Below are 15,136 nucleotides of genomic sequence, written 5' to 3' on the forward strand. Positions count from 1 at the left end.
ATGTGTTAAAATATACACGATAAATTTTGGGACGGGAGAAACAAAGCAGGATGATCGATTTTAGAAAAGAGCTGGCAAAATTCGATTTTTTTGCCATAGATGCTGAATTTACCGGGTATTATTACGAGACAGCACAGGTTATCGAGGCTTTTAATTCAACCCTCAAGCGCATTGGCAAGGAACTGAACAATGCCAACATGCAACTTGAGGAAGTTTTGTCGCAGCACCTGGAAGAAAAGGAGAAGGACAAGCATATAGCCGAGCAGCAAAGGGCGATAGCCGCCTGCGAGGACGAAAAGCGTTCACTTGTCCAGGGATTGGTGGAAGTGCTTGACCAGCTAGAAGACATCTACCGGTATTCCTTGCAACATGAACGCGGCACCTGGTCCGAACAAATGCAGCTTTTGTGGAAAAATACATCGGCAAAACTGCTGCTGCATGGAATAATCCGTATCGAGGGTGAAAACACTCCCTTTGATCCCCGGTTCCATTCCGCGGTAGAGGTAAAAGAGAACAATAATCTCCCCAGCGGGACGATTCTTGAGGTGTTGCGCTGCGGGTACATGTATCAATCGCATTTGTTAAGAAAGGCACAGGTTATTGTGAATAAACTGACGGAGGCATATGAGCAATGAGCATCATCGTGGGCATTGATCTAGGCACATCGACATCGGAAATTGCAGTCCTAAAAGAAGGAAAACCGCTTGTCATTTCCAACCACCTGGGAGAATACATCACCCCATCGGTCGTCGGTCTGTCTTCTGACGGAAGGATTATCGTCGGAAAAGAGGCCCGGGACCAACTTTTGTTGAAACCGGAAGATACGGTGATTGAGGTTAAGCGATTAATGGGCAGCGGTGCGACGGTTTCCATGGGGGGCAAAGAGTACACTCCGCAGCAAATTTCCTCTTACATTTTGTCCTATCTCATTGAGTGCGCACGCAAGTATTTGGGTGAAGACGTTGACAGAGCGGTTATAACTGTACCCGCCTATTTTTCCGATACGCAAAGACGCGCTACCGTGGAAGCGGGAAAACTGGCCGGAATCCAAGTGGAGCGCATCATCAACGAACCCACTGCCGCGGCGCTTGACTTCGGACTCGAACATATGAAGGAATGCCAGAACATCCTGGTCTATGATCTGGGCGGCGGAACGCTTGATGTGACAGTCCTGGAAATGTTTGAAGGCGTTCTTGACGTTAAGGCTAGCAGCGGCAACAACCAGCTCGGCGGGAAAGACTTCGACCAGCGGCTCATGGATTACCTCCTGGAAAGGTTTACCGCTCAATACGGCGTGGATGTTTCCGAGGACAAACGAGCGCTGATGCGCTTGAAAGAAGCGGTGGAAAAATGCAAGATAGACCTGAGTGAATACCAGGAACACCACCTGCTAATTCCATTCTTTGCCAACGCGAAGGGAAATCCGGTTTCCCTTGAGGAGACGGTAAGCAGGGAGACATTTGAAGGCCTGATCAAAGAGATGATCGATTCCACGGCCAAACAGATCTATACGGCCTTGGCGGATGCGCGCCTCAGCGCTGCGGATATTGACCTTATCCTGCTTGTCGGCGGCTCAACCCGCATCCCGTATGTGCGGTGTTTCATTGAGAATACTTTGGGAAAATCGCCGCAGCCGCTGATTGATCCGGACCTGGCAGTGGTCAGAGGCGCGGCTGTTCAGGCGGGCCTTCTCAACAACCAATTGTCCGCGGAGAAGGACATATTAATCACCGATGTTTGCCCATACACGCTCGGCACATCCATACTCAGCTATGTCGGCGGTTTTCCGGTTACCGACGTCTATGACGTCATTATCCCGAGAAATGTCACGATACCGGTGGTCAAGGAGAAGATATACGGGACGGTTGCCGACAACCAAACCGCGGTGGAGATCAATGTCTACCAGGGAGAATATAAAAAAGCATCTTACAATAATTTCTTGGGGAAGTTCCTGTTAAAAGGCATTCCGCCGGCTCCCGCCTTACAGGAAAAGATCAGTGTCACCTTTTCATATGATGTCAACGGTATCCTCCAGGTGGAAGGAAAAATAGTAAGCACGGGGAAAAAAGCCAACCTGGTGATTGAGACAACCGGCGTGGAAATGGTCCAAGAGATTGAACCGGAAGGATGGGAAAAAGCGCCTAATGCCAAAAAATACAGGGCGATTATTAAGAAAGCCGGCCGGCTGGTGGAAAATGGACAAGCACAGTTCTATGCCCCGGAAATAGAAAGCCTGATCAGGAAGATAAAGACAGGGTTAGTGCAGGGTGAGAAGCCGGAAAAGCTTGATGCGTACAAAGAAGAGCTTCATGAGATCATTTATGAACTGACGGAGGAAATGAATGTTTGAAAGTCTGTCGCGCTTTTATTATAACCAGGGGCTGCGGCTGGCGAGAAAAGATCGGGTTGGCGCAGCTGTACAAAACCTGGCCAAAGCTGTAAGTTGTGACAGCGAAAATCTTGAGGCCTGGAACCTGGTGGGCCTTTGTTATTACCGGCTGGGGAAGTACAAAATGGCAGAATACTGCTGGACGCGGAGTGTGGATATACGCCGGGAGGGAAACGCGGCCGGCGATTACCTGGCGGATCTAAGAAATGCCCTGGAAGAAACCGAACCGCATTTTTCCGAGATTGCCTTCCTCTGCCGGAACGAAAAATACCGACAGGCCGCCGGGACCTTGAGCAAAGAAATCTGCAGCCGGTTTGATTTATCCGTCGGCCTCCTTAATTGTCTGGGTGTTTTGTGGGCGCTTGGCGGTAGGACAAACGCGGCAGTCAAATGTTGGACAACCGTTTTGTCCCTTGACAAATCCAATACCGACGCCCGGCTATACTTAGCCGAAATGGAAAATCGCCTGAGCTATAAATTTCTCAAGTGGAAAGAAAGACTATTCAAAAGAAATGAGATGAAAGATAAATGAAGGACTATTACCGGACGCTTGACATCGCCAAAAACGCCACGGCAGCCGAGATAAAAAAGGCCTATTTTTCGCTTGTCAGGGTCTTCCCGCCCGACCGGCATCCCGAAGAGTTCATGAAAATCCGGGAGGCATACGAGGTCCTGATTGACGAGAATACGCGCCGCCAGTACGACATGGTTGATTCCATGCCCGACGTGGTTAAGTTGTATTTCCGGGAAGGGCAAAAAGCGCTGGCCGGCGGGAGGGCTGAAGAAGCCATCCGCCTGCTAGAGAGGGTTGTCAAAGTGTACCGGGATTTCTCCGTGGTGAACAGTCTTTTGGGCGAGGCATATTTGCGGAATGAAAACAGCGGCAAGGCCATCCGTATTTTTGAGGAGCTTACGGACAAGGAAAGAAACAACGCCGGCTTTGCGCGCCAGCTTGCCCATGCCTATGCCATGCGCGGGTGGTATAAAAAAGCGGTGGAACAGTACCGCCGGGCTTTGACGCTTGACGAGGACAACCTTTCGCTTTGGCTGGGACTAATTGATTGTTACCTGGCGACCAAAGATTACGACAGCGCCATTGAAGTAGTGCGGGAAGGGCTTGAAGTCAGCAACAGGAGAGGCTGGGACAACCTTGAGCTGTATTATCATATAATCCAGATCGATATTTACTCCCATGATCTTACCAGCATGAAGAAGCACCTTGAGGAGATGAAGAACAAGGCGATTGAAAAGGAAGAAGAAAGAGCCAACGTCGCCTGGTTCTTAGCTACTCTGGCGAAAACGATCCACAGCAAAGGATTATATGAAGAGTCGGCGGCCACAATTGACGCTGCCTTTGCCTTGCTGCCGGGCGACGAGGAACTTAACAAGATTAAAAAGAGCATCGACGCCCAGTATGTTATTTCGGCGGAGATTAAAAAGCTTCAAGATGACCCATCCATCGATGACAGTTTGGCAGAAATGCTCAATTTTGAGCTGCACAAGTGTAACAACAAGTACTGCCTTGACTGTGCAATCACGCAATTTTTCTATGAGCTGGAAATCGTGACTGATATTGAGTATTACAGAAAGGACGTCTTGCGGCTGAAAAGCTCCTACCCGGAGCTATACAACATGAAAAAGGAATTTTTTGACAAAGTACTCAATCCCAGAAAGCAAGATTACCTGTTTGAAACTTACACAAAGAGGTATAAAAAATACCAAAGGCTGTTGCCCGATAGATTCGAATCAGACAATGATGAGAAAGGTTACGAGATGTTCCCGCAACCATACCGGCGTCCCGAGCCCAAGATAGGACGCAATGATCCGTGCCCCTGCGGAAGCGGGAAAAAATACAAAAAATGCTGCGGTGCAAAAGCCTGATTGGCTACGGACTTAAACCTTTGTTCCAGGTGGCGCCGTGAAGCCGGGGCAGTTGTGCGCCAATCCCCGAGCGGTTCTGGGATCAGACATCGCCTTAAGGCCGCTGGACGTCGCTCTCTGCAGCATGGAATTCCACTCATTGTTAGAGCGGGAATATGGTATATTAAAAATAAATAGTGTTGTTCTGAAAGGGGTTGATGTCTATGCTTAATAAAGAGATTATAAATGAAAAACTTAAGAAGAATAAAGCAGTATTGAAAGAGAAGTATCATGTTGAGCGAATCGGTGTATTTGGTTCTTTTGCCCGGAATGAGCAAACCGATGATAGTGATATTGACATTCTGGTAGAATTCTCAAAGCCTGTTGGGTTTGAGTTTATTGATCTGAAGTTCTATCTTGAAGAATTGTTCAATAAGAAGGTCGATTTAACAACAGTTACAGCTTTAAAGCCAAGGATTAAAGACAAAATTTTAAACCGTACTTTCTTTTCAATAAACTGATTCTCGCTTCACTACTGGTTCGAAATCGTTGCAGGTGCTTGAACAAAAGCTAGTCTTCATGTTGCGTTTGATTCTTATTCTTTTTACCTTATCACCGGAATACTGACATTCTCGACCATATTTTTTATTGCTTTTTCATTTATCTTGCTCCCAAAACCACGGTATGTAGCAACGGCTTTACGAGGATAACCGGTGAGGCTGGAACATTGGCCAATTCGAGGCGAAAACGGGGGAAAACGCTGATGTTCGAAGGTTTTTCACAAGCAACCATAGATTACCTCAAGGATCTTGCGGCCAACAACAACAAGGAATGGTTCGAAGCACACCGCGCAGATTATGAAAAGCACCTGCTGCTGCCGTTTCGGGAACTGGCAGCGGAGCTTGGACCGTTTATGCTGACCATTGACCCCTATTTTGAAAGCAATCCCCGCAAATGCGTTTCGCGAATACACAGAGACATAAGATTTTCACGGGACAAAACGCCCTACAGGACAAACATGTGGCTGGCCTTCAAGAGGGTGTATAAGGATTGGAAGGCCGAACCGACATATTTCTTTGAGGTGTTTCCGGACTACTATCGCTACGGCATGGGGTTTTACGAAATCCCGAAGGAGACGCTGGAAAGATTAAGAGAACTGATTCTTAAAAGGGACAAAGGGTTTGAGATGATCAACTCCATTTATAAAAACCAGCGCGAATTTGTTCTGGAAGGTGAAAAATATAAAAGGGTATTGAACCCTGAGCTGCCGGATGATCTGCAAGAATGGCACCAGCGAAGGGAGATATACTTCGTCTGCAACAAAAAAGCGGACGAGCGCCTGTTCAGCTCCCGGCTGGCGGAGGATATTGCCGGCGGGTTCAAGGCATTGGAACCGGCATATAATTTCTTTTTGCAGCTGAGAGGCAAGGCGCTGGCAAGCAACTGACGGCCGCCGGCGCGACTCCTCGGCTCGATAGCCGCAAAGAGCTAAAATGCCGCCAAAGCGAAAAAAAGCCCGTGGATTTTTGGGGTCCGCTGGTGTATAATATTCCCCAAACGGCGAACTAAGAAAGTTCGCGGGACGTTGGATCTAATAAAAGATTAAGCGACAAAATGACGGTTAGCCATGAAGGTTGAACGGACCGCAGGAGCGGTCGGTACAGCTTAAATGGCTATATTTTTTTGAAGGGGGAAGGGGATAATGTCTCGGCAAACGACTGCCTGGGGAAAAGCGGTAGAATTTCACGGCCATGAATGCCCAGGTCTGGCTATCGGCGTCAGGGCGGTGGAAGCGGCCAAGGCCAAAATGGGGATCACTTTTTCTCAAGACGAAGAAATTGTTTGCGTCACCGAAAACGACGCCTGCGGCGTCGACGCCGTCCAGGTCCTGACAGGCTGCAGCCTGGGGAAAGGCAACCTGATTTACAGGGGGACCGGCAAGCAGGCCTTTACCTTTTTTAAGCGCAAGACTGGCGAGGGGCTGAGGATTGTCTTGAAACCTTTTCAAGAAGAAATGGACAGGGAGAAACGCCAGGAGTACATCCTGCAGGCAAAACTTGAAGACCTGTTTGAATTCAAAAGGCCGCATTTCAGCCTGCCGCAGACGGCCAGGTTGTTTGCCACGCAAGTCTGCGAAAAATGCGGGGAAGGCATTCCTGAACATAAAACGAGGATTCAGGACGGAAAAAAGGTTTGCCTGGACTGTTTTCACGATTACAGCCGGGGCTGGTAAATTGGGAAGAATGAGCTTCGATATTCGATAAAGGAATTGGGAAACCGTGAAAAACGAATTGTACGTCTCAGGAGAACCGTGCCGGATAGATGTTTACCAGCAGTATACCGGGAGAAAAAGAACCGTTATATTTCTTCTGGTCCTGTTGAACGTAGTATTGGCGGTGCTTGCCATTCAAGCCGGGTCCGCCAACCTGACTCCCTACCAGGTTCTAATGGCTGTTCTTGGCCGTGGGAGCGGCATTGGTTATTTGGAATATCCGCTTGCCCAGGGTTCTGGCAGGGATTATTGCCGGCGCCGGGTTGTCGGCAGCCGGCTGCGTGATGCAGAACAACCTTAAAAACCCCCTGGCTTCCCCTTTCACTTTAGGCATATCCAATGCCGCGGCCTTCGGAGCAAATATTGCCATTATTGGTTTCGGAGCCGGCAGCATCCAGAGCACGAGCACTGATGCGGTAATCATCAACAATCCTTACCTGGTAACGATATCGGCCTTTGCCTGGTCGATGGCGGCTGCCCTGACCATCCTCCTGCTGGCCAGGTTCCGCGGGTTTTCCCCGGAATCAATGATCCTGGCCGGCGTAGCAATCGGTTCGCTCTTTTCGGCCGCGACCATCCTGATCCAGTATTTTGCTCAGGATATGCAAATAGCAGCCGTGGTTTTTTGGACCTTCGGCGACTTGGGTAGGGCTTCCTGGAAGGAAGTAATCATCATGGCCGTTGCGGTTGGCCTGGCGGTTATTTATTTCATGCTCAAAAGGTGGGACTACAATGCCCTGGGCAGCGGGGAGGAGACCGCCAAAGGGTTGGGCGTCAACGTGGAGCGGGTGCGCCTGGGAGGCATGTTTGTCTCCTCCCTGATCACCGCCGTTGCGGTGTCCTTTCTGGGGATTATCGGTTTCATTGGCCTTGTCGGTCCCCAGATTATGAGGAGAATAATCGGCGGGGATCACCGTTTTCTTGTTCCGGCTTCGGTGTTGATGGGGTCGTTGCTGCTCCTGGTTTCCGATACCGTGGCCCGGACAATTATTTCACCAGTGGTCTTGCCGGTTGGAGCAATCACTTCCTTCCTGGGAGCGCCGCTGTTCCTTTACCTGTTGGCAAGGGGGTATCAGCAGAGATGATCCTTTCCGTTAATGGCTTGAAGTTCAGGTATCCGGGGCGTTCCGTGTTTCAGGACATTGATTTTTCCGTGACGAAAGGCGAATGCCTTGCCGTTTTGGGTACAAACGGGGTTGGGAAGTCCACTTTGCTTAAGTGCCTTAACCGTATTTTGAAACCGCAGTCGGGTGTCGTGTATATCTGTGAAAATGAGGTCTTGAAACTAAGCAGGATGGAACTGGCCCGGAGAATGGGGTATGTACCTCAGAGGCACGAGTGCGCCAGGACCACTGTTTTTGACGCGGTGCTGCTGGGCAGGAGGCCGTATATTAAATGGGATGTCTGCCCAAAGGACCTGGAAATCACGAACCGCGTTCTGCAGCTGCTGGAACTGGAAGATTATTCTCTGAGGCACCTGGATGAATTAAGCGGCGGGGAATTGCAGAAAGTGGTGCTTGCTCGGGCACTGGCCCAGGAACCGGAGGTGCTTTTGCTCGACGAACCGACCAGCAACCTGGACCTGAAAAACCAGCTCGAAGTGATCGGCATTATCAAAAGGGTGGTTAAAAGCCAGCAGATAGCCGCCATTGTGACCATGCACGACCTTAACCTTGCTCTCCGCTTTGCCGACAAGTTCCTGCTTCTTAAAAAGGGGAACATTTATGCGGCTGGCGGAATCGAGGTGATGACCCCGGAGAATATAGAGAGCGTTTATTCTGTTCCGGTAACGATCGAAAAATACCGGGATGTCCCGGTGGTTGTTCCCCTGTAAAGCAGACAGGTTGGATTTCGCTAACCGGTCGAATAACAGCCGGATATTGAATGTCGAATATAATAAGATAATTACGAGGAGGATAGAACAATGCGTGGAAGAAGCGCCTGTTTATTATTGGCAGCCCTGCTGCTGGCATCCTTTGTCCTCGGCGGCTGCGGCTCCCAAACCGCCCAAAAAGCCGCTGGCGGGTCAAAAACAACAGTAACGGACATGCTTGGAAGGCAGGTTTCGCTGGCCGTCCCGGCGGAACGCGTGGTGGCCATCGGCCCTGGAGCGCTCAGGCTGTATTGCTATGTCAACGGTGTGAACAAGGTGGTGGGGGTGGAGCAGATTGAAAAGGATAATCCCACCGGGAGGCCGTACCTTCTCGCCAACCCTTCACTGACGAACCTCCCAGTTATTGGACCGGGCGGCCCCAACAACGCTCCCGATCCGGAGAAGATACTTGCCGTCAAGCCTGACGTAATATTTACCGCCTACAACTCGGATAAGGCCGCTGTTGAGGAACTGCAGGCCAAAACCGGCGTGCCCGTGGTAGCCCTGAGCTACGGGAAAGTATCTACCTTTGATCTCGCCGTTTACAGTTCGCTGAAGCTTATCGGCAAAATTGTAGGCCAGGAAAAGAAGGCCCAGGATTTGGTTGATTTTATGGAGAAATGCAAGCAGGACCTGGCTAAACGCACCAAAAATATTCCCGATAACAAGAAGCCGAGCGTGTATGTAGGCGCTTTAGGGGCTCGGGGGACACACGGCATCGAGAGCACACAAGGCAAGTATTCTTTGTTTGAGGCGATAAACGCCAGGAATGTAGTGGATGAAACCGGCAAAACCGGTTCTTTGATGATTGAAAAGGAAAAACTGCTCCAGTGGAACCCCGATATAATTTTTATCGATCTGGCCGGTTACCCGATGGTCCAGCAGGACTATCAGAAAAACCCGCAGTTTTACAAAGCATTGTCGGCAGTGAAGAAGGGCGAACTATATTCCCAGCTGCCGTACAATTACTACACCACGAATATTGGTACCGCTGTAGCCGATGCCTATTACCTGGGGAAAGTGATTTATCCCGAGCAATTTAAAGATGTTGAGCCGGAGAAAAAGGCCGATGAGATTTATCAAGCCCTGCTCGGCAAACAGCTTTACGCGCAAATGGCCAAGGACTTTGGGGGGTTTAAAAAGTTGACCCTGCCTTAAAGAGAGGTAACACACTGCGCAACCAGCTACCGCTTGTTTTCTATGCTACGAATAAAAAGTAAAAAATAATGATGCTTGAATTTTAATTGCATATGGTTTATATTTTATAAGAAACAAGTTCATATTTCCTTCGGGAACAGGTGGAATTCCATACCGGCGGTAATCCGCACCGAAAAGTGCGGCAGCCCGCGAGCCTTAAGGCAGACTCTGGTGAGATCCCGGGGCCGACAGTTAAAGTCTGGATGGGAGAAGGATTGAAATGGCCGCATAAAAGGTGCTTTTTCTCGCGTGCCGGATTGTTCCCGGGGGAAGTTCTGTTCCCGGGATTTGTTTTTGCTGCTGCGCGGAGGTTCATTATGAATATTGACTACATGAAAATGGCGCTGGAACTGGCTAAAAAGGCGTGCGGGCGCACCAGCCCCAACCCGCTGGTAGGGGCGGTGGTGGTGAAGGGGGATGCCGTGGTGGGAAAAGGATACCACCAGAAGGCAGGCACACCCCATGCCGAGGTACATGCCTTAAACGAGGCGGGCGCTGAAGCCGCCGGGGCCGACCTCTATGTGAACCTGGAACCGTGTAACCATTATGGACGAACCCCGCCCTGCACGGAAGCGATCATCAGGGCGGGCATCAAACGTGTTTTTGTCGCCATGCGCGACCCCAATCCCCTGGTCGGCGGAAAGGGAATCGCCAGGTTGCGTGAACATGGGATTGAAGTTACCGAAGGTTTGCTGGAGGAAGAAGCGCGTAAAACCAATGAGGTGTATTTGAAGTATATCCAGACCGGAATCCCCTTTGTGGCTTTGAAAACGGCGATTTCCCTGGACGGTAAAATTGCGACGGAAACAGGCGAATCCCGCTGGATCACTGGAGAGGAAGCCAGGCGGCACGGGCACACGCTGCGCGACGCCTATGACGCCATACTGGTCGGCATAGGCACCATCACGGCCGACGACCCGAGTTTAACCTGCCGCTTGCCCGGGCGGGAAGGGCGAGACCCTGCCCGGGTCATCGTGGACAGCAGGCTTTCCATCGATGAGAAAGCGCGGGTCCTGAACTTGCAGTCACCGGCTCCGACCATCATCGCCACAACTTCGCAGTCTCCGGCGGGCAAAAGAAGCCTGCTTGAACAGAAAGCGAGCGTTCTGGTGATTAATGAGGGACCGCGGGTCGAACTGCCTTTACTGCTGAAAACCCTGGGAGAGATGGGGATAACCAGCGTTCTGGTAGAGGGCGGGGGACGCATTAACGGCAGTTTCTTGCGGGAAAACCTGGTGGATAAGTATTACTTTTACCTCGCTCCCAGGATAATCGGCGGGACAAAGGCCCCGGTTCCTTTTGCCGGAGAAGGGTTTCCCTCCCTGGCCGGTGCGGTCCGGCTTGAGGGTCTGTCCGTAGAACGCCTGGGAACAGATTATTTGATAACCGGTTATCCTCAAACGAAGGGAGTGATTAATCCTGTTTACGGGAATCATTGAAGAGCTGGGCGTGCTCCAGTCCATCGTCAAGGGAGCCAGTTCGGCCAGGCTCCGTGTCTCGGCGCCGTTAATCGTGACCGATGTTAAACCCGGAGACAGCATAGCCGTTAATGGGGTCTGTCTCACGGTAACGGCATTCGACTCCTTGGGTTTTACCGCCGAGGCGATGGCCGAAACCTTGAGCAAAACCAACCTGGGCGACCTAAGACCCGGTGAGAAAGTAAACCTGGAAAGGGCGCTGCGTTTAAGCGACCGCCTGGGCGGGCACCTGGTCAGCGGTCATGTGGATGGAGTGGGGACCATCATACGGCAAACCAGTCATGATATTGCCTTAATAACGGAAATCAGCTATCCCCCGCTCCTGGAGAAGTACCTGGTTCCCAGGGGTTCCGTGGCGGTCGACGGGATCAGTTTAACCATTACCGGGGTGAACTCCGGAAGCTTTACCGTGTCCCTGATCCCGCACACGCGTGGTATGACGACTCTGGGGTTTAAAAAGGCGGGGGACAAGGTGAACATCGAGGCTGATTTGATCGCCAGGTATCTTGGAAAACTTTCCGGGGGAGCAAATAAAGGACAGGATGATGCTCTGAAGAACAGCGAAGCAGGAGGTCTGAGCCTCTCCTTCCTGGCTGAACACGGGTTCGTATAATAAAGAAGCAAAAAGTCGAGGTGAAAACATGGACGGGGAGTTTGTTTTTAACACGATTGAAGAGGCCCTTGAGGATATAAAGAAGGGTAAAATAATCATTGTCGTTGACGACGAGGACAGGGAAAACGAAGGGGACCTGGTCATGGCGGCCCAGTGGGTCACTCCGGAGGCCATAAATTTCATGGCCACCCACGGGCGTGGTTTAATCTGCCTGCCTGTTACCGGCGAGAGACTGGACCAGCTGGAGATCGGGCCGATGGTCGCCAGCAACAGCGACAACCTGGGGACGGCTTTTACCGTTTCTATTGACGACGCGACGACCACCACGGGCATTTCCGCCTTTGAGAGGGCCCAGACCATCAAGCGGGTGCTTGACCCCTCGTGCAGGCCGCAAGACCTGCGCAGGCCCGGGCATGTCTTTCCCCTGCGCTGCAGGGAAGGGGGCGTGCTGAAGAGGGCCGGGCACACTGAGGCTTCCGTCGACCTGGCCAAACTGGCCGGCCTTTACCCGGCGGGTGTTATCTGCGAGATTATGAATGAAGACGGAACCATGGCCCGCGTGCCGCAGTTGATAAATTTCGCCCGCCTTCACAATTTGAAGGTCATTACCATTGCCGACCTGATCCGTTACCGGAGACAGAAGGAAAAGCTGATCGAAAAAATAACCGCGGTGAACATGCCGACGAGGCACGGCAGCTTTACAGCCCATGCCTATAAGGACATCCTGGAAGGGGAGGTGCACCTGGCCCTGGTTAAAGGCGAGGTTGCGGGCGAAGAACCTGTCCTGGCGCGGGTCCACTCCGAATGCCTGACCGGAGATACCCTGGGGTCCCTGCGCTGCGACTGCGGCGACCAGCTGAGGCAGGCCCTGCTGACCATCGAAAAGGCCGGGCGCGGCGTGTTCTTATACATGCGCCAGGAAGGGCGCGGCATAGGGTTGCTCAATAAACTCAAAGCGTACCGCCTGCAGGATGAGGGAATGGATACCGTTCAGGCCAATGAGCACCTGGGATTCCCCGCCGATCTCAGGGACTACGGCATAGGAGCCCAAATCCTGGCCGATCTGGGCATTAAAAAAATCAGGCTGCTGACCAACAACCCCCGCAAAATAGCCGGCCTGGAGGGTTACGGATTGAAGGTTGTGGAACGCGTGCCCCTGGAGGTGGCGCCCAACCCCTGCAATCTCAAGTACCTTTCCACCAAAAGGGAACGCCTGGGGCACCTGTTGAACATTAAACAGAACAAAAACATGTAAACTTCGGTTTAAACCATTATTGTTAGGAGGTTATCGGCAAGATGAAAATGTATGAAGGAAAACTCATCGGCGAAAATCTGAAAATAGGCATAGTGGCGAGCCGCTTCAACGAATTTATCACCAGCAAACTCCTGGACGGCGCCCTGGACGCCCTGGTCCGGCACGGGGTTAGCGAAGCCGATATAGAAGTGGCCTGGGTTCCCGGCGCTTTTGAAATACCTTTGGCCGCAAAACACATGGCGGCCAGGGGGTATGACGCGGTTATATGTTTGGGGACCGTGATCCGCGGGGCTACGCCGCACTACGAGTATATAGCCGCTGAAACGACCAAAGGGATAGCCCAGGTCGGTCTGTCCAGCGGCATTCCCGTAATTTTTGGCGTGCTGACCACCGAGAACATCGAGCAGGCGATTGAAAGAGCGGGCAGCAAGGCGGGCAACAAGGGCTTTGAAGCCGCGGTTTCCGCCATAGAAATGGCCGACCTGTTGAAAAAGATCAGGCCTGCCAGACCTTAAAAGCATGAAGAAAAAGGGGGACCGGCAGGGAAAATGAGTTATCCCGCAGAAGTCCAGGTGGTCGAGGTGGGGCCGAGGGACGGTTTTCAGAACGTCGAAGCCTGGATCCCAACCGAGAAAAAATTGAAGGTTATTGCGGCGCTGCTGGAAGCGAACCTAAAAAGGATCGAAGTGACCTCTTTCGTTAACCCCCGGTCGGTACCGCAGATGCGCGATGCGGCGCTGGTGGCGAAAGGAATACGGGAGTTCGGGGCGGCGGAGTTTATTGCTCTCGTGCCTAACCTGGCGGGGGCCAGGGCGGCGTTCGAGGCGGGCATCAAGGAGGTAACCTTTGTCATTTCGGCCAGCGAGCGCCACAACATGCAGAACGTCCGGAGGACGATCGCCGGTTCGTTCGAGGAATTGCAAGCGCTAAAAAACGAACTGCCGGAACTGCGGATAAAATTAGGCATAGCCACCGCCTTCGGCTGTCCATTCCAGGGAGATGTTCCCGTCGGACAGGTCATCGAGATGATGGAGAGGGGCCTTTCCCTGCCGGTTGACGAGATATGCCTGTGCGATACGACCGGGATGGCCAACCCGCGGCAGGTGGAGGACGTTTTGAGCAAGATCAACAGCCACTTCGGCGGCCTGAAATACGGCCTGCACCTGCACGACACCGGCGGGATGGGTTTAGCCAACGTGGTGGCGGCCTTGCAGCAGGGGGTCACCGTTTTTGACTCGTCGGTAGGCGGCCTGGGCGGCTGCCCTTTTTCACCCGGCGCGTCGGGCAACATTGCCACGGAAGACCTGGTGAATATGCTGCACCGGATGGGCATCAGGACGAACGTCGATTTGCCCCGGCTCTTCGAGGCGGCGAGAATGGTAAGGACGCAGACAGGGGCCGTGTAAACAAAAATAGAGGTTTTTTGAAAAAATTGAAGAAATAAGTAAATACAGGTGTCAATTTCAGGGGGGCGAAAAATGCGGTTCGTGAACAAATGGGCTTACGGCTGTGCCGTCCAACTGGCCGGTATCATGAACGAAAGCCACCAGCAAAGGGCGGTGTATTATTACGGTTTTCAAATAATAATCGGCGCCCTGGTCAAAGGTGCTGTGCTGGCGGCCGTATCGCTGCTGCTGGGCATACTCCTGCCGTCGGTGTTGATCGCCTTTACCTTCGGGACCCTGAGGCTGCTTGCCGGCGGCTATCACATGGACACATACGGGAAATGCCTGCTCGTGTCCCTCGCGTTGTTTACGGCAGCCGGGCTTACGGCGCAGCACACGGGTTATTACTGGAGCGCGGCCCAACTCGGCGTGCTGGCAGCTGTCACCTTCGCCTTTGGTCTTTATGCGGTTCTCAGGTACGCTCCCAGCGATACGCCCAACAAAAGGATTACGGAAGAGGCGAAGAGGAAAAAGTTAAAGATGCTGTCGGCGGCCTGGCTGGGCATATGGCTTTTGACGGTGACGCTGCTGGTCTTTCTTGGCGCCGGGATGGCGGTGCTGGCCCTGTGCTTTGCGGTGCTGCTGGAGACGTTCACGGTGACGCCCGCCGGCCATGTGTTCTTTGAATCGATTAAGAACGGTTTAGGCAAAAGGAAGGCGGCTTACGAAAAAAAGACGGAAACTTAATAAATTAATGATAAAGAGCTAATTGCTATGTTCAGGGGGCCAAACAGCACAAGCGTTGAAAGGAACG

Annotated in this window: 15 protein-coding genes, 1 pseudogene and 1 riboswitch; all 16 genes and pseudogenes read left to right on the forward strand. The window is 52.0% G+C overall.

The annotated features are described in order from the left end of the window. The first annotated feature begins 50 nt into the window (after positions 1-50). Positions 51-635, forward strand: coding sequence for a nucleotide exchange factor GrpE (locus NUV48_11990; GenBank protein MCR4442859.1), 585 nt, complete (start codon positions 51-53; stop codon positions 633-635). Continuing rightward, positions 632-2,350 (forward strand): Hsp70 family protein, encoded by a 1,719-nt coding sequence (locus NUV48_11995; GenBank protein ID MCR4442860.1) that lies wholly within the window; start codon positions 632-634, stop codon positions 2,348-2,350. Before NUV48_11990 ends, NUV48_11995 begins: the two co-directional genes overlap by 4 nt. Further along, positions 2,343-2,921: a hypothetical protein gene (locus tag NUV48_12000; GenBank protein ID MCR4442861.1), complete on the forward strand. Its 579-nt coding sequence runs from the start codon at positions 2,343-2,345 to the stop codon at positions 2,919-2,921. The genes NUV48_11995 and NUV48_12000 overlap by 8 nt, the downstream gene beginning before the upstream one ends. Then, positions 2,918-4,270, forward strand: a complete 1,353-nt coding sequence (locus NUV48_12005) for a tetratricopeptide repeat protein (GenBank protein ID MCR4442862.1) — start codon at positions 2,918-2,920, stop codon at positions 4,268-4,270. Before NUV48_12000 ends, NUV48_12005 begins: the two co-directional genes overlap by 4 nt. A 203-nt stretch (positions 4,271-4,473) precedes the next feature. Continuing rightward, positions 4,474-4,770 carry a nucleotidyltransferase family protein gene (locus tag NUV48_12010; GenBank protein MCR4442863.1) on the forward strand — a complete coding sequence of 99 codons (297 nt, stop codon included), beginning with the start codon at positions 4,474-4,476 and terminating at the stop codon, positions 4,768-4,770. Positions 4,771-5,012: 242 nt separating this feature from the next. Beyond that, positions 5,013-5,696 (forward strand): DUF2461 domain-containing protein, encoded by a 684-nt coding sequence (locus NUV48_12015; protein MCR4442864.1) that lies wholly within the window; start codon positions 5,013-5,015, stop codon positions 5,694-5,696. A gap of 255 nt (positions 5,697-5,951) precedes the next feature. Next, complete coding sequence (locus NUV48_12020; protein ID MCR4442865.1) at positions 5,952-6,482, forward strand: FmdE family protein; 531 nt, start codon at positions 5,952-5,954, stop codon at positions 6,480-6,482. Positions 6,483-6,567: 85 nt separating this feature from the next. After that, a pseudogene (locus NUV48_12025) lies at positions 6,568-7,606 on the forward strand (iron ABC transporter permease). Beyond that, the gene (locus NUV48_12030; protein ID MCR4442866.1) at positions 7,603-8,355 is read left to right on the forward strand and encodes an ABC transporter ATP-binding protein; all 753 of its coding nucleotides are present in this window, start codon (positions 7,603-7,605) and stop codon (positions 8,353-8,355) included. The pseudogene NUV48_12025 and the gene NUV48_12030 overlap by 4 nt, the downstream one beginning before the upstream one ends. Before the next feature lie 90 nt (positions 8,356-8,445). Beyond that, positions 8,446-9,552, forward strand: coding sequence for an iron ABC transporter substrate-binding protein (locus NUV48_12035; protein ID MCR4442867.1), 1,107 nt, complete (start codon positions 8,446-8,448; stop codon positions 9,550-9,552). 122 nt (positions 9,553-9,674) lie between these two features. Next, a riboswitch (FMN riboswitch) is annotated at positions 9,675-9,810 on the forward strand. A gap of 98 nt (positions 9,811-9,908) precedes the next feature. Next, positions 9,909-11,030, forward strand: coding sequence for a bifunctional diaminohydroxyphosphoribosylaminopyrimidine deaminase/5-amino-6-(5-phosphoribosylamino)uracil reductase RibD (gene ribD, locus NUV48_12040; GenBank protein MCR4442868.1), 1,122 nt, complete (start codon positions 9,909-9,911; stop codon positions 11,028-11,030). Further along, positions 11,011-11,682 (forward strand): riboflavin synthase, encoded by a 672-nt coding sequence (locus NUV48_12045; GenBank protein ID MCR4442869.1) that lies wholly within the window; start codon positions 11,011-11,013, stop codon positions 11,680-11,682. Before ribD ends, NUV48_12045 begins: the two co-directional genes overlap by 20 nt. Positions 11,683-11,710: 28 nt before the next feature. Then, positions 11,711-12,937 carry a bifunctional 3,4-dihydroxy-2-butanone-4-phosphate synthase/GTP cyclohydrolase II gene (locus tag NUV48_12050; protein ID MCR4442870.1) on the forward strand — a complete coding sequence of 409 codons (1,227 nt, stop codon included), beginning with the start codon at positions 11,711-11,713 and terminating at the stop codon, positions 12,935-12,937. Positions 12,938-12,978: 41 nt separating this feature from the next. Continuing rightward, the gene (gene ribE, locus NUV48_12055) at positions 12,979-13,452 is read left to right on the forward strand and encodes a 6,7-dimethyl-8-ribityllumazine synthase (GenBank protein ID MCR4442871.1); all 474 of its coding nucleotides are present in this window, start codon (positions 12,979-12,981) and stop codon (positions 13,450-13,452) included. Positions 13,453-13,485: 33 nt separating this feature from the next. Continuing rightward, positions 13,486-14,343, forward strand: coding sequence for a hydroxymethylglutaryl-CoA lyase (locus tag NUV48_12060; protein MCR4442872.1), 858 nt, complete (start codon positions 13,486-13,488; stop codon positions 14,341-14,343). Positions 14,344-14,415: 72 nt separating this feature from the next. Beyond that, complete coding sequence (locus NUV48_12065; protein MCR4442873.1) at positions 14,416-15,069, forward strand: accessory gene regulator B family protein; 654 nt, start codon at positions 14,416-14,418, stop codon at positions 15,067-15,069. The last annotated feature ends 67 nt before the right edge of the window (positions 15,070-15,136 follow it).

Source organism: Peptococcaceae bacterium, from assembly GCA_024655825.1.
Lineage (GTDB): Bacteria > Bacillota > Peptococcia > DRI-13 > PHAD01 > JANLFJ01.

Excerpts from the sequence above, each read along its gene's own strand:
- NUV48_12005 (MCR4442862.1), top strand. The coding sequence starts at position 2,918 with ATGAAGGACTATTACCGGACGCTTGACATCGCCAAAAACGCCACGGCA.
- NUV48_12035 (MCR4442867.1), top strand. The coding sequence starts at position 8,446 with ATGCGTGGAAGAAGCGCCTGTTTATTATTGGCAGCCCTGCTGCTGGCA.
- NUV48_12050 (MCR4442870.1), top strand. The coding sequence starts at position 11,711 with ATGGACGGGGAGTTTGTTTTTAACACGATTGAAGAGGCCCTTGAGGAT.
- NUV48_12065 (MCR4442873.1), top strand. The coding sequence starts at position 14,416 with ATGCGGTTCGTGAACAAATGGGCTTACGGCTGTGCCGTCCAACTGGCC.
- NUV48_12020 (MCR4442865.1), top strand. The coding sequence starts at position 5,952 with ATGTCTCGGCAAACGACTGCCTGGGGAAAAGCGGTAGAATTTCACGGC.
- NUV48_12010 (MCR4442863.1), top strand. The coding sequence starts at position 4,474 with ATGCTTAATAAAGAGATTATAAATGAAAAACTTAAGAAGAATAAAGCA.
- NUV48_11990 (MCR4442859.1), top strand. The coding sequence starts at position 51 with ATGATCGATTTTAGAAAAGAGCTGGCAAAATTCGATTTTTTTGCCATA.
- NUV48_11995 (MCR4442860.1), top strand. The coding sequence starts at position 632 with ATGAGCATCATCGTGGGCATTGATCTAGGCACATCGACATCGGAAATT.
- NUV48_12015 (MCR4442864.1), top strand. The coding sequence starts at position 5,013 with ATGTTCGAAGGTTTTTCACAAGCAACCATAGATTACCTCAAGGATCTT.
- NUV48_12000 (MCR4442861.1), top strand. The coding sequence starts at position 2,343 with ATGTTTGAAAGTCTGTCGCGCTTTTATTATAACCAGGGGCTGCGGCTG.
- ribE (MCR4442871.1), top strand. The coding sequence starts at position 12,979 with ATGAAAATGTATGAAGGAAAACTCATCGGCGAAAATCTGAAAATAGGC.
- NUV48_12060 (MCR4442872.1), top strand. The coding sequence starts at position 13,486 with ATGAGTTATCCCGCAGAAGTCCAGGTGGTCGAGGTGGGGCCGAGGGAC.
- NUV48_12030 (MCR4442866.1), top strand. The coding sequence starts at position 7,603 with ATGATCCTTTCCGTTAATGGCTTGAAGTTCAGGTATCCGGGGCGTTCC.
- ribD (MCR4442868.1), top strand. The coding sequence starts at position 9,909 with ATGAATATTGACTACATGAAAATGGCGCTGGAACTGGCTAAAAAGGCG.